Annotated in this window: 23 protein-coding genes; 13 read left to right on the top strand and 10 right to left on the bottom strand. The window is 71.9% G+C overall.

From position 1 onward, the window contains the following. The first annotated feature begins 38 nt into the window (after positions 1-38). The 4 genes from NOO62_RS35280 (at position 39) to NOO62_RS35265 (ending at position 2,777) form a co-directional block, all read left to right on the top strand. Positions 39-536, top strand: a complete 498-nt coding sequence (locus NOO62_RS35280; protein WP_268774856.1) for a DUF6328 family protein — start codon at positions 39-41, stop codon at positions 534-536. Between the two features lie 213 nt (positions 537-749). Continuing rightward, on the top strand, positions 750-1,466 hold the full coding sequence (locus NOO62_RS35275; RefSeq protein ID WP_414930941.1) for a HemK2/MTQ2 family protein methyltransferase: 717 nt from the start codon (positions 750-752) through the stop codon (positions 1,464-1,466). Further along, positions 1,450-1,710 (top strand): CDGSH iron-sulfur domain-containing protein, encoded by a 261-nt coding sequence (locus NOO62_RS35270; RefSeq protein WP_268774855.1) that lies wholly within the window; start codon positions 1,450-1,452, stop codon positions 1,708-1,710. Before NOO62_RS35275 ends, NOO62_RS35270 begins: the two co-directional genes overlap by 17 nt. Continuing rightward, positions 1,707-2,777, top strand: a complete 1,071-nt coding sequence (locus tag NOO62_RS35265; RefSeq protein WP_268774854.1) for an iron-containing redox enzyme family protein — start codon at positions 1,707-1,709, stop codon at positions 2,775-2,777. The genes NOO62_RS35270 and NOO62_RS35265 overlap by 4 nt, the downstream gene beginning before the upstream one ends. A gap of 21 nt (positions 2,778-2,798) precedes the next feature. Here NOO62_RS35265 and NOO62_RS35260 read toward each other — a convergent pair whose 3' ends face one another. From NOO62_RS35260 to NOO62_RS35245, 4 genes are all read right to left on the bottom strand, one after another. Then, positions 2,799-3,485, bottom strand: coding sequence for a DUF6766 family protein (locus NOO62_RS35260; protein WP_268774853.1), 687 nt, complete (start codon positions 3,483-3,485; stop codon positions 2,799-2,801). A 103-nt stretch (positions 3,486-3,588) separates the two neighbouring features. Continuing rightward, complete coding sequence (locus NOO62_RS35255; RefSeq protein ID WP_268774852.1) at positions 3,589-3,993, bottom strand: hypothetical protein; 405 nt, start codon at positions 3,991-3,993, stop codon at positions 3,589-3,591. 121 nt (positions 3,994-4,114) lie between these two features. Further along, entirely contained in the window at positions 4,115-4,537 is a 423-nt protein-coding gene (locus NOO62_RS35250) for a hypothetical protein (RefSeq protein WP_268774851.1), read from the bottom strand. Continuing rightward, positions 4,534-5,499: an LLM class F420-dependent oxidoreductase gene (locus NOO62_RS35245; protein ID WP_268774850.1), complete on the bottom strand. Its 966-nt coding sequence runs from the start codon at positions 5,497-5,499 to the stop codon at positions 4,534-4,536. The genes NOO62_RS35250 and NOO62_RS35245 overlap by 4 nt, the downstream gene beginning before the upstream one ends. A 136-nt stretch (positions 5,500-5,635) precedes the next feature. Here NOO62_RS35245 and NOO62_RS35240 point away from each other — a divergent pair, with 136 nt between their 5' ends. Next, positions 5,636-6,772, top strand: coding sequence for a glutamate--cysteine ligase (locus NOO62_RS35240; RefSeq protein WP_268774849.1), 1,137 nt, complete (start codon positions 5,636-5,638; stop codon positions 6,770-6,772). A 244-nt stretch (positions 6,773-7,016) separates the two neighbouring features. Continuing rightward, positions 7,017-8,156, top strand: a complete 1,140-nt coding sequence (locus NOO62_RS35235; RefSeq protein ID WP_268774848.1) for an aminotransferase class V-fold PLP-dependent enzyme — start codon at positions 7,017-7,019, stop codon at positions 8,154-8,156. A 53-nt stretch (positions 8,157-8,209) separates the two neighbouring features. Here NOO62_RS35235 and NOO62_RS35230 read toward each other — a convergent pair whose 3' ends face one another. The 3 genes from NOO62_RS35230 to NOO62_RS35220 are packed head-to-tail and all read right to left on the bottom strand — an operon-like array spanning position 8,210 to position 9,828. Next, the gene (locus tag NOO62_RS35230; RefSeq protein ID WP_268774847.1) at positions 8,210-8,761 is read right to left on the bottom strand and encodes a YciI family protein; all 552 of its coding nucleotides are present in this window, start codon (positions 8,759-8,761) and stop codon (positions 8,210-8,212) included. Between the two features lie 11 nt (positions 8,762-8,772). Then, positions 8,773-9,417 carry a GNAT family N-acetyltransferase gene (locus NOO62_RS35225; RefSeq protein WP_268774846.1) on the bottom strand — a complete coding sequence of 215 codons (645 nt, stop codon included), beginning with the start codon at positions 9,415-9,417 and terminating at the stop codon, positions 8,773-8,775. A gap of 51 nt (positions 9,418-9,468) precedes the next feature. Then, positions 9,469-9,828: a hypothetical protein gene (locus tag NOO62_RS35220; RefSeq protein ID WP_268774845.1), complete on the bottom strand. Its 360-nt coding sequence runs from the start codon at positions 9,826-9,828 to the stop codon at positions 9,469-9,471. Between the two features lie 520 nt (positions 9,829-10,348). Between NOO62_RS35220 and NOO62_RS35215 the strand changes: the two genes are divergently transcribed. The 7 genes from NOO62_RS35215 (at position 10,349) to NOO62_RS35185 (ending at position 16,404) form a co-directional block, all read left to right on the top strand. Then, positions 10,349-11,719: an ATP-binding protein gene (locus NOO62_RS35215; RefSeq protein ID WP_268774844.1), complete on the top strand. Its 1,371-nt coding sequence runs from the start codon at positions 10,349-10,351 to the stop codon at positions 11,717-11,719. Then, entirely contained in the window at positions 11,716-12,156 is a 441-nt protein-coding gene (locus NOO62_RS35210) for a roadblock/LC7 domain-containing protein (protein ID WP_268774843.1), read from the top strand. The genes NOO62_RS35215 and NOO62_RS35210 overlap by 4 nt, the downstream gene beginning before the upstream one ends. Then, a complete protein-coding gene (locus tag NOO62_RS35205; RefSeq protein ID WP_268774842.1) occupies positions 12,153-12,509 on the top strand; it encodes a DUF742 domain-containing protein in 357 nt (118 codons plus the stop codon). The genes NOO62_RS35210 and NOO62_RS35205 overlap by 4 nt, the downstream gene beginning before the upstream one ends. Beyond that, positions 12,487-13,098, top strand: a complete 612-nt coding sequence (locus tag NOO62_RS35200) for a GTP-binding protein (RefSeq protein ID WP_268774841.1) — start codon at positions 12,487-12,489, stop codon at positions 13,096-13,098. The genes NOO62_RS35205 and NOO62_RS35200 overlap by 23 nt, the downstream gene beginning before the upstream one ends. After that, positions 13,095-14,303, top strand: coding sequence for a cytochrome P450 (locus NOO62_RS35195; protein ID WP_268774840.1), 1,209 nt, complete (start codon positions 13,095-13,097; stop codon positions 14,301-14,303). The genes NOO62_RS35200 and NOO62_RS35195 overlap by 4 nt, the downstream gene beginning before the upstream one ends. Positions 14,304-14,316: 13 nt before the next feature. Further along, complete coding sequence (locus tag NOO62_RS35190) at positions 14,317-15,552, top strand: cytochrome P450 family protein (RefSeq protein WP_268774839.1); 1,236 nt, start codon at positions 14,317-14,319, stop codon at positions 15,550-15,552. A 219-nt stretch (positions 15,553-15,771) separates the two neighbouring features. Continuing rightward, positions 15,772-16,404 (top strand): hypothetical protein, encoded by a 633-nt coding sequence (locus tag NOO62_RS35185; RefSeq protein ID WP_268774838.1) that lies wholly within the window; start codon positions 15,772-15,774, stop codon positions 16,402-16,404. Here NOO62_RS35185 and NOO62_RS35180 read toward each other — a convergent pair. The 3 genes from NOO62_RS35180 to NOO62_RS35170 are packed head-to-tail and all read right to left on the bottom strand — an operon-like array spanning position 16,292 to position 21,023. Next, positions 16,292-17,638, bottom strand: coding sequence for an MFS transporter (locus NOO62_RS35180; protein ID WP_268774837.1), 1,347 nt, complete (start codon positions 17,636-17,638; stop codon positions 16,292-16,294). The two genes, NOO62_RS35185 and NOO62_RS35180, sit on opposite strands and share 113 nt — an antisense overlap. Beyond that, a complete protein-coding gene (locus NOO62_RS35175) occupies positions 17,635-19,653 on the bottom strand; it encodes a PEP/pyruvate-binding domain-containing protein (protein WP_268774836.1) in 2,019 nt (672 codons plus the stop codon). Before NOO62_RS35175 ends, NOO62_RS35180 begins: the two co-directional genes overlap by 4 nt. Then, positions 19,650-21,023: an ATP-grasp domain-containing protein gene (locus NOO62_RS35170; protein ID WP_268774835.1), complete on the bottom strand. Its 1,374-nt coding sequence runs from the start codon at positions 21,021-21,023 to the stop codon at positions 19,650-19,652. Before NOO62_RS35170 ends, NOO62_RS35175 begins: the two co-directional genes overlap by 4 nt. Positions 21,024-21,061: the final 38 nt, after the last annotated feature.

Here is a 21,061-nt window from a genome sequence, read left to right as displayed (position 1 = left end):
GTTTGTAGTCCCCGCGGTTCGTCGGCAGACTCACTGATGTGGACACGTCGAACAGCAAGGCCACGGACAACGACCGCCGCGAGACCGAGAGCGAGCGCGCCGACCGCCGGTGGGCCGAGCTGATCCAGGAAGTGCGGGTCGCGCAGACCGGCGTGCAGATCCTGTTCGGCTTCCTCCTGACGGTCGTCTTCACGCCCCGGTTCGCGCAGCTCGGCGACGCCGACCGGATGATCTACGTGGTGACGGTGATCCTCGGCTCGACGGCGACGGGCGCCCTCATCGGTCCTGTGTCGTTCCACCGCATCGTCGCGGGGCGCAGGATCAAGCCGCACGCCGTGGTGTGGGCGTCACGGCTGACACTCGCCGGACTGATCCTCCTGCTCGGCACCCTGACGGCGGCGCTGCTGCTCGTGCTGCGGGTCGCGACCGACAACACGGTGGTGCCGTGGCTGGTGGCCGGTGTCGTCGCCTGGTACCTGCTGTGCTGGTTCGTGCTGCCCGCGTGGGCGCGGCACAAGCACACGTCCGTGGACTGAACCGGGTCCGTGCGGATCAGGTGTGGATCACGGCGCCCGGGGCACTCAGTGTCAGAACCGAAGCAGGCAGCAAATCCGTAACGTTCATGTCAAGTCACCATAAGTCATGCTCTGGCTCACTTTGAGTCATCTTTCAGGTGGTGGCCGATGGTGAACGGGCGGACTGTGGGAGGAGGAGCCTCTAGTGGAGTTTCCGCCGACGGGAGATGCCACATGACCACGCACACGCGGACACCCATGCCCACCTCGGCACGCACGGGACGCGCGGCCCGGCCGACCCGCCGACCCCGGCTCATCACTCTGCCCGGCGTGTACGCGCCGCAGTACGACACCGAACTGCTGATCCGCAACCTGCGCCGCGAGCGCATCGGCGCGGGCACGTCCGTACTGGACCTGGGCACCGGCTCCGGCGCGCTCGCCGTCGCGGCGGCGCGGCAGGGAGCCGACGTGACCGCACTCGACATCTCCCGGCGCGCGGTCCTGACCGCCCGCGTCAACGCACGACTCTCCCGGCAGTCGGTCACCGTCCGCCGCGGCGACATGACCCGCGGGGTGCCGGCGGGCCCGTACGACTACGTGATCAGCAACCCGCCCTACGTACCCTCCGCGCTGCTCCCGCGGCGCGGCGCGGCGCGCGCGTGGGACGCCGGGCCCGCGGGCCGTGCGGTCGTGGACCGTGTCTGCGACGCGGCTCCCGGCGCGCTGCGCCCCGGCGGTGTCCTGCTGATGGTGCACTCCGCGCTGAGCGGCGTGGACGCCACGCTCGAACGGCTCGCGGACCGGGGCATGAAGCCGGTGGTCGCCGACCGGGAGTCGGTCCCGTTCGGTCCTGTGATGCGCTCGCGCGAGTCGTGGCTGCGCCACCGCAACCTGCTGCAGGACGGCGAGACCTGCGAGGAGTTGGTGGTGATCCGTGCCGAACTCCCCTGAACGCCCGCGCCGCGTCACGGTCGACCGCGACGGGCCGCTCCTGGTGGAGGGCCCTGTGGAGGTGGTCGGCGACGACGGAACCGTCTCCGTCTCCGCACGCTTCACCGTGGCGATCTGCACCTGCCGCCGCAGCCGTACGTACCCGTGGTGCGACACGAGCCACCGACGGCGGGTGAAACAGCACGAGGACAAGCCCGCCACGTCGGACACGTCCGACACCGAGAACCCGGAGGCATCTTCATGACGGCCCCCGCGCAGACGCGCACCACGGAGGCAGACCCCGCCGCTCGCGAATCGCGCCGCCACAGCCCCGCGCTGCCCTCCCCCCGCGGCGACCTGTCCCGCGCGGTCATCGCCGCACTCAGGGACGGCACCCCCGTGCCCGGGCCGAAGGACGCGCAGCACGCCGACGCCTACGGGGACGACCTCCAGCTCGCCCTCTACGTCCTCTACGAACTGCACTACCAGGGGTTCGCCGAGGTCGCCGACGACAGGGAGTGGGACCCGGCCCTGCTGACCCTGCGCCACGTCCTGGAACGCCGCTTCCTGGACGCCCTGCACGCCGACGTGCCGCCGAGCGACGACGCCGAAGGGGCGCTGGCCGCGCTGCTCGTGGAGCCCGTCGGGCACGACGACGCGAGCGTCAGCCACCACCTTCAGCGCGACGGCGAGACGTGGCAGCTCAGGGAGTACGCGGTGCTGCGCTCCCTGTACCACCTCAAGGAGGCCGACCCGCACGCCTGGGTCATCCCGCGGCTGCACGGCCGGGCGAAGGCGGCGATGGTGGCCATCGAGTACGACGAGTTCGGCGCGGGCCGTGCCGAGGACATCCACGCCCGGCTCTTCGCCGACCTCCTGTCCGACCTCGGCCTCGACACGTCCTACGGCCACTACGTGGACGCCGCTCCCGCCGACGTCCTCGCCACCGTGAACCTGATGTCCCTGTTCGGCCTGCACCGCGCCCACCGCGGGGCGCTGGTCGGGCACTTCGCCTGGGTCGAGGTGACGTCGTCGCCCGGTTCGCGGCGGCTGGCCGCGGCGCTGCGCAGGACCGGCGCGGGTCCTGCGGCGCGGCGCTTCTACGACGAGCACGTGGAGGCGGACGCCGTGCACGAGCAGCTGGTCCGGCGGGACGTCGTCGGCGGTCTCCTCGCCGCCGAGCCCGGCCTGGAGGCGGACGTCGCCTTCGGCGTCCGTGCGACGGGGTTCCTGGAGGACCGCCTCGGCGCACGACTGCTCGAGGCGTGGCGGCAGGGGCGCAGCGCCCTGCTCGTCCCGCTCTCCGACGCGCCCGGCGCCGCAACAGACTGAGAAGAAGCCCGTGGTGGTACGTCAGCCGCCCTCGACGCCGGTCGCGGTGTGCGGCGAGCCGACCGGCTTCGACTCCGGGGAGCCGCGCTGGCGCAGATAGACGGAGAAGGCGGCCATGCAGCCCACGGCGAGGAGCTCGGACTGCCAGTTCTGCAGGGTGCGGCTCCAGAAGTCGGCGGCGCCGAGGTACTGGAACCAGCTGACGGGCGCCTGGAGTTCGCGCAGGTGCTGTTCGTTGTACGCGGCGGTGCCGGTGACGGACTGGGCCAGCCAGGAGAGCAGGAACAGGGTGCACATGAGGGTGCCGAGGGACCGGGAATACCAGGCCTGACGCACGCCCCCGACCGCTGCCCAGCGCGGCGAGTCGGGCTTCGCGTGCGCGCCGACCTTCTGGTCCTCGTCGGACTCCGTGCCCGCCTTGTGGAGCTCCTTGGACTCGGGGGACCCGCGCTGGAGGAGCCACACGGTGCCGAAGATGTACAGGAAGAACTGCAGGTACTCGGACTGCCAGTTCTCCATCACGTCCACGGCGAAGTCGGACGACAGCAGATAGCCGCCGAAGCTCATCGGGGCGAGGTCCTCCGCGACGAGCTGGTTGTTGAAGTCGGCGTGCCCTGCGACCGCCTGCCCGGCGAGGGACAGCAGGAAGCCCACGCCGAAGGCGAGGGTGAGGCTGTTGTCCCGTACGAAACGCAGGAACCCCGTCACCGCTGGATCAGTCCCCTCACCGCTGGATCAGTCCGAGCACCGTGCAGTAGGCCAGCCCCGCGGCGACCATCACCAGATACACCGTGAACATCGTCCGCACCGGTCAACTCCCCTTGATCTGGCACTGGTACGGCTTCTCGGGGCGTGGGGTGCAGCCTGCGGCCGTGATCCTCCAGCCGTCCGGGAAGGACGAGAGGAAGAGGGTGTCGCGGTCGGTCACGACGCGGGCCTGGCGCCCGTACACGTCGACGTGCCGCACCCTTGTCGACAGCGGGACCCGCGCGTCCGGCAGGGCCTTCGCGCAGGGCTGTTCGGCGGAGTGTTCCAGTTCCTCGAGAGTGCCGGGGGCGAGCGCCGCGCACCCGCGTGCGGCGTCCGGGGCGCGGAGGCCGGCCTCGAAGCGGGCGGCGGCGCGGGCCGCGGCGTCCTCGCGTGCGTCGACGCCTCCGCAGCCGGCGAGGGCGCAGCCCAGCAGTGTCACGGCGACGACCGGCCTTGTTGCGCGCACCAGTGCGGTACTCCTTCGCGGTCCCGTCGGGATACGGGCCCTCCGACCATGCCGCACCCCGTCGCGCCGTACGGAAGGTCCCGATCCGACACGCGGACGTACACCTGATCGGGGCAACCGCTCAGGCGTCCCCGGGCGGCGCCCCCTCGTCGGGGCCGGTCAGGCGCAGCCGCACCTCGACCTCCTGGTCCCCGGACACCGTGCCCGCGTCCGTCACGACGAAGGCCGAGGCGAGCGCCGCGCGCAGCCGGGACACCGCGACCGGTCCGCCCTGCAAGTCCGCGGCGACCGTGCCCGCGAGGAGCACGCCCGGCACGGAGCCCGGGCTGTGGTCGGCGAGGAAACCGCCGGTCCAGACCTCCGGGGTGGCCTCCCCTGTCCGGCCCGGCGCGTCGGCGCCGCGGTCGGTGGGGAAGTGTTCGCGCAGTACGTTGAACACGGTGTCGGCGTCGGCCGGGGAGCACTCGCCGAGGACCACCTGCACGAGGTCCGCGGACGGGGGGTGCGGGGACTCGGGGTGCTCGCCGGCCGCCCGGCGCGTCACAGCTCCCGCAGGGCGGGCAGGAGCTTCTTCTCCGCCCAGTCGATGAAGGGGCGCTGCTGGTCGCCGCCCACCTGGACGAGGGCGATCTCCGTGAAGCCCGCTTCGGCGAAGGGGCGTACGGCCTCGACGAAGTCGTCGACGTTGTCGCCGCAGGGGACCTGCTTCGCCATGTCCTCCTTGGTGACGAACTGCGTGGCGCCGGAGAACCCCGAGGGTCCCGGCAGCTCGGAGTTGACGGGCCAGCCACCGACCGACCAGCGGAACTGGTCGTGGGCGCGGGCGATCGCCGCGTCCTTGTCGGTGTCGTAGCAGACGGGCAGCTGCCCCACGCGGGGCTTGCCGCGACCTCCGTGCTTGTCGAAGGACTCGATCAGCTCGGCCTTGGGCTCGGTCGCGATGACGAGGTCGGCGTGGCGTCCGGCGAGCGAGCAGGACCGTTCGCCGGAGACGGCGATGCCGATGGGCGGCAGCTCGTCGGGCACGTCCCACAGCTTGGCGTTGGCCACGTCGAAGTGGGTGCCTTCATGGTTCACGTTGTCGCCGGTGAAGAGCGCGCGGATGATCTCGACGGCCTCTTCGAGCATCTCGATGCGGACGCGGGCGGAGGGCCAGCCCGCGCCGACGATGTGCTCGTTGAGGTTCTCGCCCGAGCCGAGCCCCAGCCGGAAGCGGCCCTCGGAGAGCAGCTGCATCGTCGCGGCCTTCTGCGCCACGACAGCGGGGTGGTAGCGGACCGTCGGGCAGGTCACGTACGTCATGAGGGGGATGCGCGACGTCGCCTGCGCGGCCGCGCCGAGCACGCTCCACGCGTACGGGGAGTGCCCCTGCTCCTCCAGCCACGGGAAATAGTGGTCGGAGGTGACGGAGAAGTCGAAGCCTGCCCGCTCCGCGGCGACGAGGTCGTCGACGAGTGCGCGCGGACCGGCCTGCTCGGTCATCATTGTGTAGCCGATTTGCACCATAAGTGATCGGTTTGCCGAAGAGCCCTCGCTGAAACCTCCGGCGGCCCGTAGCTCCACCGTACGGCTGTGGACCCGGTCCGGGGGTACAGGGGACAGCGAGACATTGCGATGTGACATGGAAGAGAGGCGGTCTCCTTTGCGCACTGTAGGAGTGGAGGAGGAACTCCTCCTGGTCGACCGTGAGAGCGGCGAGCCTCGCGCCCTGTCCTCGGCCGTCCTGGCCCGGGCGGCCAGGGACACGGAGGAGAGCTCCGGCGCCGAGAAGCAGGCCGACGACTACCGCGAGCCCGAGGAGGAGACCTTCGAGAGGGAACTGCACGGGCAGCAGCTCGAATTCGCCACGCAGCCACGGTCGAACATGGCCGACCTCGCGGAGGAAGTGGCCCGCTGGCGCGCGGACGCGGCACGGCACGCCGGAGACGTGGGCGGGGCGGTGGCCGCGCTCGCGACGTCGCCGCTGCCCGTGAGCCCGGCGGTGACCACGGGCGACCGCTTCCAGTGGATGGAGGCGCAGTTCGGCCTGACGACACAGGAGCAGCTGACGTGCGGCTGTCACGTCCATGTGTCGGTCGGCTCGGACGAGGAGGGCGTGGCGGTCATCGACCGCATCAGGTCCTGGCTGCCGGTCCTGGTCGCGCTGAGCGCCAACTCGCCTTTCTGGCAGGGCAACGACAGCTTGTACAGCAGCTACCGCAGCAGGGTGTGGGGCCGCTGGCCGATGGCGGGCCCCACCGAGATCTTCGGCTCCGCGGCACGGTACGAGGAGCAGGTCGCGGAGATGACCGCGACCGGCGTCCTGCGCGACCGGGGCATGGTCTACTTCGACGCCCGGCTCTCCCACCGCTACCCCACGGTCGAGATCCGCGTGTCGGACGTCTGCCTGGAGGCCTCGTCGACCGTCCTGATCGCCACGCTGGCGCGGGCCCTGGTCGAGACGGCCGCCCGTGACTGGCGCGCCGGCCGCCCACCGCTCCCCCACGGCGTCGCCTCCCTGCGCCTCGCCGCGTGGCGGGCGGCCCGCTCCGGCCTGGACGACACCCTGCTCCACCCGGTCACGATGCGTCCCGCCCCCAGCGACGAGGTGGTCCACGCCCTCCTCGACCACGTCCACGACGCCCTGGAGGACACGGGCGACCTCGACCTGGCCCGCGGAACCGCGGAGGACCTCCTGAAGCACGGGAACGGCGCCCGCGTGCAGCGGGACCTGCTGGAGCGGACGGGCAGTCTGCGGGAGGTGGTGAAGGAGTGCGTGCGCCGCACGAGCCCGGTGTGACCGCGCCGCACGGCTGACGTTCGCGGACCGTCCACTCTCGTCGGCGGCCCGACGACGATCACGTCGGGCCGTGACGAGGGGAGGGCGCGGTGCGGGCGGGTGGTGCGGGCTGTGGCAGCTGGTGGCGTGGGGCGGGATCGGATGGGGCCTGTACGCGGGAACGAGCTGAGACCATCAACGGCATGGTCCCTACACGTTTTCGCATAGTCGTCCCCGTCGGCCGCGCCCGCACCCCGGAGGCACGGTGACCGCGCCCGCCGCCTTCCCCGGCGGCACCGAACTGTTCCGGCTCGGCGCCGAGGTCGCCCATCTCAACCACGGGTCGTTCGGCGCCGTGCCGGTCCCCGTCGCCCAAGTCCACCGGCGCATCGCGGAGGAGGCGGCCGCCGATCCCGACCGCTTCTTCCTCGGCGTCCCCGACCGGCTCGCCGACGCCCGCGGCCGTATCGCGGCCCGGCTCGGCACCGATCCCGAGGGCGCCGCCCTCGTCACCAACGCCACCGAGGCCGCGGGACTCGCCCTGGACGCCCTGCGGTTGACGCCCGACGACGAGGTGCTGGTCACCGACCACGGCTACGGCACCGTCGTCGCGGCCGCGGCCCGCCGGGCCCGTGTCGTCACCGTCCCCCTCGACCCGGCGCTCCCCGACGAGGAGGCCGTGCGCAAGGCCGTGCTCGCGGGCCTCACCCCGCGCACCCGCGTCGCCCTCCTCGACCACATCAGCTCGCCCACCGCCCGGTTCATCGCCACGCCCGCGCTCCTCGCCGACCTGGCCGAGCGCGGGGTGACCACCGTGGTGGACGGCGCCCACGCCCCGGGCATGCTCGCCGACCCGCTCGCCGGTGCGCCCGATTTCTGGTTCGGGAACCTGCACAAGTGGGGGTACGCGCCGCCGGGCAGCGCGCTGCTCACGGTGGCTCCCGCGCACCGGGACCGGGTGCCCGCGCCCGTGCCCTCCTGGGAGGACGGCCGCGGCTTCCCCCGCTCCGTCGAGTACCGGGCCACCGCCGACTACACGGGCCTGCTCGCCGCGCCCGAGGGCCTCGACCTGATCGCCTCCCTCGGACCCGACCGCGTACGTGCCCACAACAGCGCCCTCGCTGCGTACGGCGCCGAGCTCCTCGCCGGGCTGCCGGGGCTGACGCCGCTTCCCGCCGACGAGCGGCTGGCCATGCGGTCGCTGCGGCTGCCGCCCGGTCTGGCCCGCACTCCGGACGAGGCGGCGTCCCTGCGCGAGGAGATCGCCGCCCGCCTGGGCTTCCGCGTCCTGATCTGGCCGTGGCCGGGTGGCGGTGGCATCCGCGTCTGCGGGCAGATCTACAACACGCCGACCGAGTACGAACGTCTCGTGACGGCGCTGCGGCCCCTGCTCGACGGCCGCTGAATCGCCAGGTCGGCCGAGTCGGCCGATCCGCTGTCGTCACCGACGCGGGCTCCTCAGCGTCGTCCGCCGAACTCCCAGTCGTGGACCTCGATGTCGGCGTACGGGTCCGGGGACAGCACGGCGCGTGCGGTCTCCGGGTCCGGGGCCCGGAGCAGCGCCGCCGTGCCGAGCCAGGCCGTGCCGTCGTCGGAGAGGAGCGGCCCGTACGCGATGAGCTCGTCCCGGTCGTGGGGCGGTTCGGGGAGGTCGGCGGGGTACTGCGGGCCGAGGCCCAGGACCAGGTATCGGTTGCCGCCGCTACGGCCGCCGGGGAAGTCCCACATGGTGCGGCCCAGCATGTTGCGCCAGCGACGCAGGAGGACGTCCCGGTACACGCCGGCCTGGTGGTTGGGCTCGTCGTGGGCGAACGCACGGGCGGCGGCGGGGTCCGGCAGGTCGACGATGTGGACGCTGCCGGAGGCCGTCTCGCCGTCGTCGGCGAAGGTCGGGCCGCGGGCGATCAGCTCAGCGGCATACCGGTCCATGTACGACCAGTGCGCCTCCCCCAGTTCCTCGCGCAGCGTCATCGAGCCCGGCCTGTCGCGGTGGTAGCAGAAGAACTCCATGGCCGGTGCCCTCAGCCCGCGTCGGGCGATGTGCGGCAGACACCGGTGAGGGGCGCCTCAACGGTCCAGCCGAGCGACTCGTACAGGCCGCGTCCCTCGACCGTCGCGCCGAGCATCCCGTTGCGGGCGCCCGTCTCGGCCGACGCGTTCGCCAGGGCGTTCATGACGGTGCGTCCGAGGCCCTTGCGGCGGTGCGCCGTCGCGGTCTCTATCTGGTCGAAGACGACGGTCTCGGCACCGGGCGGGCCCGCGGCCTGGCCGTGGGCGGCGAAGGAGCCGTCCGGAGCCAGGACGAGGGCTCGCATCACGCCGCCCCGGCTCCAGGTGCGCAGCGCGTAGCCGGTCAGGAGGTCCGTCGCGGCGGTGCGCAGGGGCGTCGACATCAGGAAGCAGGGGTCGTCGAACGCCCACTCCGGTGTGAGACAGGGGGCGATGGTTTCCGGGACCGTGAACACCTTGAGCCAGGTGCCGGGAGCCGTGGTCTTCTCGGCGACTCCGCGGATGACGGCCTCGTCGGTGGCGGTCAGGACGTGGCGGGTCACGTGGTGGGCCAGGCCTACGTCGAACGTGTATCCCCAGGGCTCCTCCACCGCGGGTGCGGCCCCGCGCGAGACGACCCAGCCGTCGACCCAGGCCCGGACCATCGCCGTATCCACACGACCTCCACATGTAATAGGTGCTGCCGGTGGCAGCGCATTACGCGCAGCCTACTCCCCCTCTTCGTGCTCCTCGTTCTCGAAGTGCAGTGCGATCGACCGCAGTACGTCCGCGGAGGTCACGTCCGTGCGTCCCTCGTCGTGGACTTCGGCGAGCTGTGCGAAGGAGAGGGCGAAGGCGGACGTGATCTGTTCGATCACGGGGCCCAGCTCCTGGCCCACCACCGCCGCCACCTCGATCGGGGTCGCTTCGGTGGGGATCTCGATGGGCGGCAGCATCTCCTCGAGCATGGCGCCCACCGCACCGCTGTTGTCGATCTCGCCGTCCGGGTTCTCGCGTGCCTGTCGGCGCATCTCAAGCGCCTCGGTCAGGATGCCGACGACTCGTTGCATGATCTCGCGCTGCTCCATGCCGGGAAGCCTAGACGCTGTGGATCACGGATGGCCGACGCGCGACCACGAATGCTTCCGCGGGTCCCTTGGTCATCTGGACCTCGGACGATGGACACGACAAGATATCGTTGCCAAGCGGAAGCCAACTGGCTGTTTTCATCAGTCATTTGGCTGAAAACGTATGCCATGGGAAACCCGCCGCAACCGAGCGAAGCCAGGAAGTATTTGATGAGTACGGTGATTCAGGTCGGGCCCCCGATCCGGCTTCGGTCTCGATACGCCCACCGGCTCGGCTCCCCGGTGCCGCCCTCTGCCCGGCAGGCCCCGAGGGCCGCCCGTCAACCAGCGCGGCCCCTTCCGTAGTTGGCACGAGCCCTCCCCCCCACCCCCACCCGGCTACCCTCCGGCGCAGGACCGTCGGCGTGTCCGCGCGGCCGTCGGGCGGGTCGGGCGCGCCCCGGCCGGTCGCGTGCGCCGGGTGGTGTCCCGGCCCGGCGGCTCCTGACCGCCTCACCCCCTTTGACACCTTGAGGACGTGATGACAGACCTCATACAGGCCACCTCCGTGGTGCCCTCCGTGCTGGCCTTGGCCGCCGGCGGCGCGGCCTGGCGGTTCTGGGACCAGTACCGAGGCGAACGCGCCGAGAACGGCCGCCTCCTCGCGCAGGCCGAGGAGATCGCCAGACGACAGCACGCCACCGAGCACGTCCTGGCGCAGCTCGCCGGCGGCGTCATCCCCAGGCTGGGAGCCGAGGCGGAACGTCTCGGCACCGGTCACGGTGTCGACATCGAACTGCCCGAGGCGCTGGTGAACACCTCGCTGGCGCAGCGGCTCACCGAGCTGGCCGACTCGGCGGCGCACACGGTGCGCAAGGTGCAGTACGACGCGCAGACCAGCACGAGTTCCCAGATCACCGAGGCGCGGGAGGGCGCGAAGAGCGAGGCGGCCCGTGCGCGCCAGAGCGCCGAGGAGTCCAGCCGCGCGGCGGTGCGCGCCGTGTCGTCCGCGATGGTGGGCATGGCATCGAAGCTCAGCCAGCGGGTGAGTCAGGGCGTGCGGCGGCACGAGGGCGACGAGGCGTACGAGACGCTCGTCGGCATCGACCACCCCACGCAGCAGATGCTGCTTGTCGCGCAGAACTACGTGGTGCTCTCCGGCGGCAAGCTGTCGCGCCGCTGGCCGGCCACGCCGATGACCGATGTGGTGCGGGCCGCGATGGGCAGCATCGAGGAGTTCGAGCGGGTCGAGCACCAGGAGCTCGGAGTCACGGTGACCAGCCGTGCGGTCGGGCCCGTCGTGCACGCGCTGGCGGTGCTCCTGGACAACGCGGTGCGCTACTCCCCTTCGTCGGCCAAGGTGCACGTCGCCTTCCAGGAGGGGCACCACGGGGTGTCGGTCATCGTCGACGACGCCGGGCTGCGCATGAACGAGGAGCAGTTGACGTGGGCCAGGGAGATCCTCACGGGTGTCCGGCGCGACGACATCAACCAGCTCGGCGCGCACCCGCAGACCGGTCTGCGGGCGGCCGCCGCCCTCGCCGACGCCTACGGATTCCGTATCGACCTGGAGGCACCGAACCCCTTCGGTGGCACGCGTGTGTACATGTTCATCCCCAAGAGCCTGTTGACCACGTCCGCCCCGCCCGCGGCCCGTCCCGCACCCGTCGCCGAACCGGCCCCCGCGCCCACGACCCCGCCGGCGGCCGCGCCTGTGGAGCCGACGGCGAAGCGCACCACCGCCAGTGGCCTGGCCGTCCGGTCGCGCAGGACTCCTGCCACGAGCCCACGTCTCGCGTCGTCCGACGGCGGGGCGACGGCGCCGGGCCGCCCCTCCATCGCCGCGGCCTGGGCGAAGGGGACGCGCAGCGCGCGCACCGAAGACCCGACCACCTCGCACGAAGGAGCATGACCGTGACCACCGGCAACGAACTTGGCTGGCTGCTGGACCGCGCCCTGGGGTCCGTCGAAGGCGTCCGGCACGCGGTGCTGATGAGCTCCGACGGTCTGCTGCACTCCCGGACGGCCGGGATCGGGCAGGACGAGGCGGAGAAGTTCGCCGCGATCACCGCGGCCGTCCGTGCCGCCGCCCTCGCGTACGACGAGGAGACCGGCGGCGGGGGCACCCGGCAGGCGCTGATCGAGCTCACCAACCACGTGGGCCTGATCACCCAGGCGGGCGGCAATACGATGCTGTCGGTGCAGACCAGCGGCCCCGACGCCGACATCGGCCTGATCACTCATCACATGCTGGAGCTGGCCCAGCGGGTGGGTCACGAGATGAAGGTCGCGCCGCGGCAGCCTTCCGAGCCCGGCCTGCCGACGACGCTCGGCCTGCCGACGACGTGAGCGGGCCGCGGCGGGACCCGGACCTGGTCAGGCCCTACGTCCGTACCGACGGGCGGGTCCGTGCCGATCCGGAGGTGCGTCTGGAGACCGTGGTGCTCGCCGCGAGCGGCTCGCGCGAGGGCCTGGGCGCGGACGCCCGGCGGGTGATGGGCCTCTTCACGCACTCCATGGGCGGGGGCCTGGCGGTCGCGGACATCGCGGCCGCCCTGGAGTTCCCCCCTTCCACGGTCCGCATCCTCGTCTCCTCCCTCATCGACGAGGGCCTGTTGGCCCGCCCTGTCGCCGCGGACGAGGACCAACCACAAACCGATCTGCTCCAGGAGGTACTGCGTGGTCTCCGCGCCCTCGTCTGACGGCCTCATCTATGTGCCACCCGGCGTGACCCGGTCCGCGAAGATCGTGATCTCCGGGAGCTTCGCCGTCGGCAAGACGACGTTCGTGGGCAGCGTCTCCCAGATCCCGCCGCTGCGCATGGAGGAGCGGATCACCCAGGCCAGCGAAGGGGTGGACGATCTGGCGCGCACCCCGCGGAAGACGACCACGACGGTCGGCATGGACTTCGGGCGGCTGCACCTCAGCGACGCCCTGGTGCTCTACCTGTTCGGCACGCCCGGGCAGGGGCGTTTCCGTCCCATGTGGGCGGGGCTGACCGAGGGGGCGCTCGGCGCGCTGGTCCTGGTCGACACCCGCAATCTGGAGGCCTCCTTCGAGATCCTCGCCCTGCACGAGGAGCAGGGCACGCCGTACGCGGTGGCGATCAACCTGTTCGAAGGGGCGCCGCGTTACGACCTGGACGAGATCCGGCAGGCCCTCGACCTGGACCCGCGCACGCCGCTGACGACGTGTGACGCGCGGGACAGCACGTCCAGCGTCCTGGCCCTGATCACCCTCTGCGAGTACCTGACCGAGTTGCACGCACCCGTTTTGGAGCCACGCCCGTGACCACCCCGACCACGATCGATGTGGCGCCTGAGCGCCGGATCGCCCTGCACGAGGCCGAGTTCGCGGCCGATCCGCACGCCGCGTACGCGCGGATGCGGGCCGAGTTCGGGCCGTTCGTGCCGGTGGACCTCGTCCCCGGCGTCCCCGCGACCCTCGTCATCGGCTACGCGCAGGCCCGCCGGATCCTCAACGATCCGCTGCGGTTCCCCGCCGATCCGCGGATGTGGGAGCAGTCGGTCCCCGAGGCCTGCCCGGTCCGACCGATGATGGAGCACCGCCCCAACGCACTTCGCTCGTCGGGTCCCGCGCACACCCGCTACCGGTCGGCGAACAGTGCCGCGATCAACGGCGTCGACCAGCACGAGCTGCGTACCGTGGTCGAGCAGGTCGCCGACGCGACGATCGCGGAGTTCCGGGACGCCGAGGGCGCCGACCTGCTGACCCAGTACGCCTGGCCGATCGCCTTCCGCGTCCTGAGCGCCCTGCTCGGCTGCCCGGACGAGATGGGGCGCCGCATCGCCGACGGCATGGCGAAGATCTTCGAGGGCGTGGACGCCGCGAGCGGCAACCAGATCCTCTCCCAGGCGGTCGCCGACCTGGTGGACCTGCGCCACCGGCAGCCCGGCGACGACATCACGTCCCGGCTCCTCGCGCACGAGGCGGCGCTCGACGACATCGAGATGGCCCACCAGCTCGTCACGTTGTACGGCGCCGGGATCGAGCCCCTGACCAACCTGATCGCCAACACCGTCCTGAAAGTCCTCACGGACGACCAGTTCTCCGGAGACCTGCACGCGGGCGGCTCCTCCGTCCGCGAGGCGCTCGACACGGTGCTCTACACCGACCCGCCGCTGGCGAACTACTGCATCAGCTATCCGCCGCACCCCGTCGACGTGGACGGGTTCCTGCTGCCCGCGCACCAGCCGGTCGTCATCTCGATGGCCGCCTGCAACAACGATCCCGCTCTCGGGGACCAGCACACCGCGAGCAACCGCGCGCACCTGTCCTGGAGCACCGGGCCGCACGCCTGCCCGGCGCGCCCGCACGCCTACCTCATCGCCGAGACGGCCATCACGCACCTGCTCGACGCGCTGCCCGAGATGGACCTCGCCACCGCCCCCGAGAACCTGGTCCGGCGCCCCGGACCCTTCCACCGGGCGCTGGCCGCACTGCCCGTCACGTTCCCCACCGCCTCATCCGTCTGAAGGGACCACCACCATGGCCGTGCCCACGCAGCCGATCGTCCTCGACCCCACCGGAGCCCGCGCCCACGACGAGCACCGCGCGTTGCGGGCACACGGCCAGGCGGTCCGTGTCGACATCCTGGGCGTGACCGCCTGGTCCGTCGCCGACCCGACGCTCCTCAAGGAGCTCCTGACCAGTCCGAGCGTCTCCAAGGACGCGCGCGCCCACTGGCCGGAGTACAGCGAAACGATCCAGCGGTGGCCGCTCGCCCTGTGGGTGGCGGTGGAGAACATGTTCACCGCCTACGGAGCCGACCACCGGCGCCTGCGGCGCATGGTCGCGCCCGCCTTCAGCGCCCGCCGCATCACCGCGCTGAAAGAGAACATAGACGACGTCGTGACCGGCATACTCGACCGTCTCGACGCGCTGCCGCCCGGCGAGACCGTCGACCTGCGCGAGCAGCTCGCCTACCCGCTTCCCATAGCGGTCATCAGCCGGCTCATGGGCGTACCGGCCGAGCAGCAGGACGCCTTCCGCCACGTCGTCGACGGCGTCTTCGACACCACCCTGACCGCGGCGCAGTCCGAGGCCAACACCAAGGCCCTGTACGAGGCGCTGCACCTGCTCATCGCCGCCAAGCGCGCCGAGCCCGGCGACGACATGACCTCCCTGCTGATCACCTCGCGCGACGAGGACGAGGCGGGCGGCCTGTCGGAGGACGAACTGCGTGACACGCTGCTGCTGATGATCAGCGCCGGGTACGAGACGACGGTCAACGTCATAGACCAGGCGATCACGCAGCTGCTCACCCACCCCGACCAGCTCGCGCTGCTGCGGTCGGGCGAGGTCGACTGGAGCGAGGCCGTCGAGGAGACCCTGCGCTTCGAACCGGCGGTCAGGCACCTGCCCCTGCGGTTCGCGGTGACCGACATATCCCTGCCCGACGGGCAGACCATCCCCCAGGGCGAGGCGATACTCGCGTCCTACGCCGCCGCCAACCGTCACCCCGACTGGCACGGTGCGAGCGCGGACGACTTCGACGTCACGCGCACGGTCAAGGAGCACCTCGCCTTCGGCCACGGCGTCCACTTCTGTCTGGGCGCGCCGCTCGCCAGGCTTGAGGTCAGCACGGCCCTGAGCCTGCTCTTCGACCGCTTCCCGCAGCTCGAACTCGCCGTACCCGTAGGCGAGTTGAAGCCGCTCGGTTCATTGCTCAGCAACGGACACCAGTCGCTTCCCGTCCGGCTCAAGTCCGCGAGCGGTCGGTGAGCACAGGGTCGTCGTGACGGTCCGGAGCCACGAGGCCGTCGCCGACTGTCTGTCCGGCATGCGCTCGTGCGAAGACCACCGCGAGCAGCGTCACTCCCACGTAGGCGGCGAACCACTGCCAGGAGCCCCGCGGGAGTGACACGTGGGGTGCGGGGGTAGTGCGTGGTGGACCGGTGCGGCTACGGGAGGACCGGTGCGGCTAGGAAAGGGCGACGACGCATGAACAGTTCCGTCTCCAAGGGCTCGGCGTGGGCGATCCTCGCGCTGAGCGCGGCCTTGGTCTCGACCGCGCTCGGCCCCACGGCGAGCGCGGCGGCACCGCACGGCACGGGCGACGGCACGGCCACGGCGACCACCTCACGCCAACGGGCCTGCCCCATCGTCTACTTCGACCTGGGCGAGACGCTCGTCCACACCGCCGACGACGGCAGCACCGGCTATCAGCCCGGCGCGGCCGCCTATCTGCGTGCCCTGCGCGCACGTGGCATCCCGGTCGGCCTGATCACCAACGTGCCGTCGTCGTGGGGCTCGACCGACGCCGAGCGGGCCGCCCGGCTGCGGCAGGAGGTCGACTCCACGTGGCGCGGCTCCACGCCCTTCGCCTGGCGGGACTTCGGCGACCGCGTCCTCACCCCGCGCACCGAGGCGGAGCGCAAACCGGCCCCCGCCCTCTGGCAACGGGCGAAGGCCGGCTCCGGCCACTGCCGGGTCGTCTATCAGGCGGAGACCGCCGAGGAGATCAACGTGGCCTCCTCGCTCGGCTTCGTTCCGTACCAGGTCGGCCGCCCGCACCGACCGGCGTTCCTGCCGGTGGGTCTGGTGGAGCTGCTGGGCCGACGGGCTCCCGCCTGACCATGCCGCTGCGCAGCAGCAGTTGGAAGACCCCGAGGAGTACCGCCGTGGCGATGGCGCTGTGCCACAGCAGGGCATCCAGGCGTCCGGCGGCGAGGTAGGCGCCCGCGGCGATCGCGGCCAGGGCGCACACCGCGCGGTCCACGATGCTCTCGACGGAGAGCAGCGTGGCGCGCGGGGCGTCCGCGGGCACCGCGTCGTTCACCAGCTTGCGCTGGATCGGGTACGCGAAGCCCGTCGCGGCGGCGAACACGCAGAGCAGCACGACGACGGCCCACGGTCCGCCGAGTGTCATGGCCGCCAGGCTGCCCGCGAGTGCGAGGCTGAGGATCGAGACCCAGGCGACCGGTGGCAGTCGGCGGCTCAGCCACTGCGGGCGGGCCGATGCCACCGCTTCCGCCACGGTCATCGCGGCCATCACGCCGCCGTGCGAGGCTTCCGCGATGCCGTGGTCGAGCAGGATCGGCTGGAAGAGGTTGACCTGGCAGATCCGCGAGAGCGTGAAGATCGCCACGCCCTGCACCATCACCAGGGCCAGCCACCGCGAGGAGGCGACGCAGCGCAGCGCGGTGCCCGCGTCCCGCAGGAACGCGCCGCCTCGCCGTCCCGCGTCCCCCTTCTGCGTACGGCCGTCCGCGCCCGCGATGCGGGGCAGCGCGACGGCGCAGACGACGGAGCCCGCCGCGCTCGCGGCGCTGAGCACGTACGGGGTGGGGTGCGCCACGGCCATCAGGGGACCGACCAGCGGCCAGCACACGACCTTCGCCACGAGGCCGAGCGCACGGGCGGTGCCCTCCGCCTTCAGGTAGTGGTCGTCGCACTTCTCGGCGCGCAGTCCGTCGTACAGGTAGGCGCTGGCGGCTCCTGAGGTGAGGGAGCGGCCCGCGGCGATGGCCAGGAAGTGGACGAGGAAGCCGGTGTACGAGGCGCTGACCACCGGCGCCAGGTTCGCCGCCGTCATGACGACGGCTCCGGCGCGCAGACAGTTGCGGGTGCCGATCCGGTCGGCGATGAGCCCGGTGGGGATCTCGAACAGGCAGAAGGCGACGTAGTAGATGCTCTGGATGCCGAAGATCTGCCCGTCGGAGAGCCCGGCCGCCTTCTGGTAGGCGTAGAACACCGGCATCCACCACAGCAGGTTGAACAGCAGCTGGAAGCCGTAGTTGAGGCGGATGATGCGGCGGGCCGTGTCGGTGAGGCCGGTGACCGCCGGTTTCTTCGAGGCCGCCCTCACAGCGCGTACGGGCGGATCTGGACCAGCCGGAAGTCGCCCCGGTCGGTCATCAGCCACTCGATGTCCAGCGGCCTGTCCACGTCGTCCGCGCTGAAGTGCGACTGCAGGAGCCGCCCGGTCAGCGACAGGTCGGCGAGCCTGGCGCGGGTGGTGGCGGAGAGCCCGTCGCCCCAGGAGCCGAGGGCAACGGTGCGGCCGCCGCCCTCCACGGTGTTGTACAGGTACTGCTGCGGCAGCACGGAGCCCTCGACGACCTGCTCCGGGGAGCCGGGGGAACAGTTCAGATAGACGTTGCGGAAGTCCTCGCGGCGGGTCGGGTTGCAGGTCACCAGGACGCCGCCGAGCGAGGCGGGGACGTACTCCTGGATGATGACGCCCATGTACGTGTCGTCCAGCGAGATGCCGACCTGGTGACGCAGGCGCACGCTGCGCGGTGAGAGCAGCGAGGCCCACACCTGGCGTACGGCGTCCAGGAGTTCACCGGTGCCGTGGACGGTCGTGACGGAGTCGTAGACACCGGCCGCGGAGAAGCCCGGCAGATCCTCGGCGTTGGACGAGGAACGCACCACGAGGCGGCCGCCGGAGTCGGCGGGGAACGCCTGGCTGATCTGCCGGGTGACCGACTCGGGGACGGGTGTCTGCCGGATGAGGTGCTGGAGTTGCAGGCAGAGCGAGTCCAGGACGTCGGTGGCGTCGAGTTCGAGCGCCATCTTGAGCTTGCCGATGCCCTGTTGCAGGACGGTGGACGAGGCGAGGAAGTGCTGCTGGAGCGCGAAGGGCAGCGCGACGCCGTTCGGAGCGCTGACCGCGGCGGCCACGAACTCGGCCGCCGCGGCGCGCAGTTCGCCGGGGGTGGGCGCGCCCGTGTGGAAGGCGCCCAGGCCGAGGCGGGCCGCGAGGTGTCCGTGGAGGTCCTCGCGCGGGGGTCGCGGCCGGCCGTAGAACGCGGTCAGGTCGGCGGTGCGGCTGTCGAGGACGTGGTGGAGCTCGCCGAGGTTGGCGGCCTTGGTGCCGTAGCGGTCGCGGTCGGTGCTGCGCAGCCGGTGCAGGGCGAGGACGGGCGCGTCTTCGAGGAGGGGCGGTTCGAGGCGGATGCGCTGCTGGTGCCAGGCGGGTGCCTGCAAGTCCGGTGCGTGGTCGAGGCGTTCGAGGGCTATCTCGTCCTCGCGGACCCGGTAGCGGATCCACGCGCCGTCCAGGCCGTCCTTCTCGACGAGCTGTTCCAGGTCGCGCACGATCGCGTTGGGGATGCCCCACCCGGAGGCGAGGACGTTGGTGTGGGAGAGCGGGGTGATCGGCGCGGTGTTGAGGAATCCGGCCACCCGGGGCACGTCGTCGGGCAGACAGGGCATGGCCACGATGTCCGACCAGCCGAGTGCGCCCGCCGCCTCGGTGTACGCGTCGTGCGTGCGGAAGTACCGCAGCCGTCCGGTGGCGTCGCCGGGGTTGAGCGGGGTGCGGGCGCGGGAGCCGAAGAGTTCGTGACTGAGGATGCGCGGCACGCTCTGCTCGCTGATCGCCGCGAGCGCCTCCTCCTGCCCGTGGTTGGCGGGCTTCAGGAGCAGGGGCAGCCTGCCGTCGACCCGGGTGCGCACGAACTCGTAGAAGGAGGAGAGCAGTTCGCCCTGCATGGTGTCGGCTTCGGTCGTCTCCAGGACGAGGAAGGTGCGTTCGCGGCCCTCGGTGTCCTCGTCGGTGTGCAGGGAGAGCACGCCGAGCAGGAAGCGGCGGTCCGGGTCCATGTAGACGGAGGCGTTGAACGCGTCGAGGTCCGCGTCGAGCGCGGTGAGGTCCATGCCGAGGATGCGGGTGGCGATGTAGTTGACGTGGAAGGGATGCGCTGCGGTGTCGAGGAGGTGCCAGGTGTTCTCGGCACGGTCGACGACGACTTTGAGGTACGGGTGCCCCGCCAGGACCCCGGAGAGGGTGCGGAAGAGCGGCAGGGAGAGGTTCTCGCCGACGACCGTGCGGTCCGTGGCCGGTTCGGCGGGGCCGGTGAGCAGTTGGGCGGTCACGCCGGGACCTCCTCGGGACGGGCGGCGGGCAGCACCTGGGGAAGGGCGTCGACCAGGGCCTCGAAGTCGCGGAGCACGGTCCGCGGGGTGGTGGCGGAGAGCAGACAGAGAGCAGCCATGGTGTTGGCGCCCGCGGCCGGGTCGTACACCGGCACGACGCTGCCGTCGGCGAGGGAGCTCTCCGGGACCACCGACAGCTCACTCCCCCGGCTCAGGGACACGTCCGCGGACACGGAAGGGAAGTCCCAGACCTTCCGACCGCGCCAGGCCTCCCCTTCTCCGTCGACGGCGAGGACGACGAGGGAGCCCGCCGCGCCGCGCGCCCGCTCCGGGGTGAGGGCCTGCTCGGGCCACTCGACGGGGCGTCCGACGACGTGGTCGACGAGCATGCCGACGAGGTCGAGGCCGAAGACCTCCTCGATCTGCGGCACGGTCATCGCGCCGCCGAACCGTGCGGCGGTCTCGATCAGCCACATGCGGCCGTCGGCGCCGAGCTTGATCTCCGTGTGCGTCCCGCAGTCGCGCAGGCCGAGCGCGTCGACCGCGCGCCGGGCCAGGTCCACGATCCGGTCCTGGGCGTCCTGGGCGAGGAGGGCGGGGGTGATGCTCGCGCGTTCGGTGAACGGCTCGACGGTCGGCATGCGGCCGCTGATGCAGACCGGGTGGAAGGTGCCGTCCGCGACGACGCCCTCGACACTCACGTAGTCGCCCCAGCCGGGCTCGTCGAACCAGTCCGACGCGGTGCCGGTGACGATCTGCTCGACGACGAAGTCCGCGTCCGCCTCGGCGACATGCAGTTCGGCGAAGCCCAACTGGGCCGACTCGGCCATCACTTCGCGGGAGCGGGACCAGGCGGCCGGGACCTCGCGCGGGTCGCGGATGATCCGGTGCGCGGTGGACCCCGCACTCCAGGCCGCCTTGAGGAGCAGCGGCCCCGGCAGCTCGCGGGCCGCCGCGTGCAGGTCGGCCTCGGTGCTGACGGGACGGAACTCGGGCTGCGGCAGGCCGTGTTGCTGCCAGGTGCGCCGCATGAGCCGCTTGTCGCGGGCGAGCGCGGCGGCGCCGCCGGCCCCCGCCAGACCGAGCGCCTCGCAGGCCTCGGCGACGGCCACGACCGCGTACTCGGAGAAGGTGAGCACCGCGTCCGCGCCGACGGCCTCGGCCCGCTCGACGATGAGGGACACCAGGTCGGAGCGGTGCGCGTCGTCGGGTGTGACGACCGACGCGCACAGTCTCCGGGCGGGCCCCGCCACGGCGGGAGGCAGAGCGCTGAGCGCCAGCAGGTGCACTTCCGCCCTCGCGGCCGTCCGGGAGAGGACGTGGCCGAGCGGCGGACCACCCTTGGCATGCACTAACAGCACCTTGCTCACGGAAGTTCGTCTCCATTCGTCGCGTTGATACAGGTCTC

Source organism: Streptomyces sp. Je 1-369, assembly GCF_026810505.1.
GTDB lineage: Bacteria > Actinomycetota > Actinomycetes > Streptomycetales > Streptomycetaceae > Streptomyces.
The sequence above is the reverse complement of the archived record's forward strand: the minus strand, read 5'-3'. Positions and strand labels throughout refer to the sequence as shown.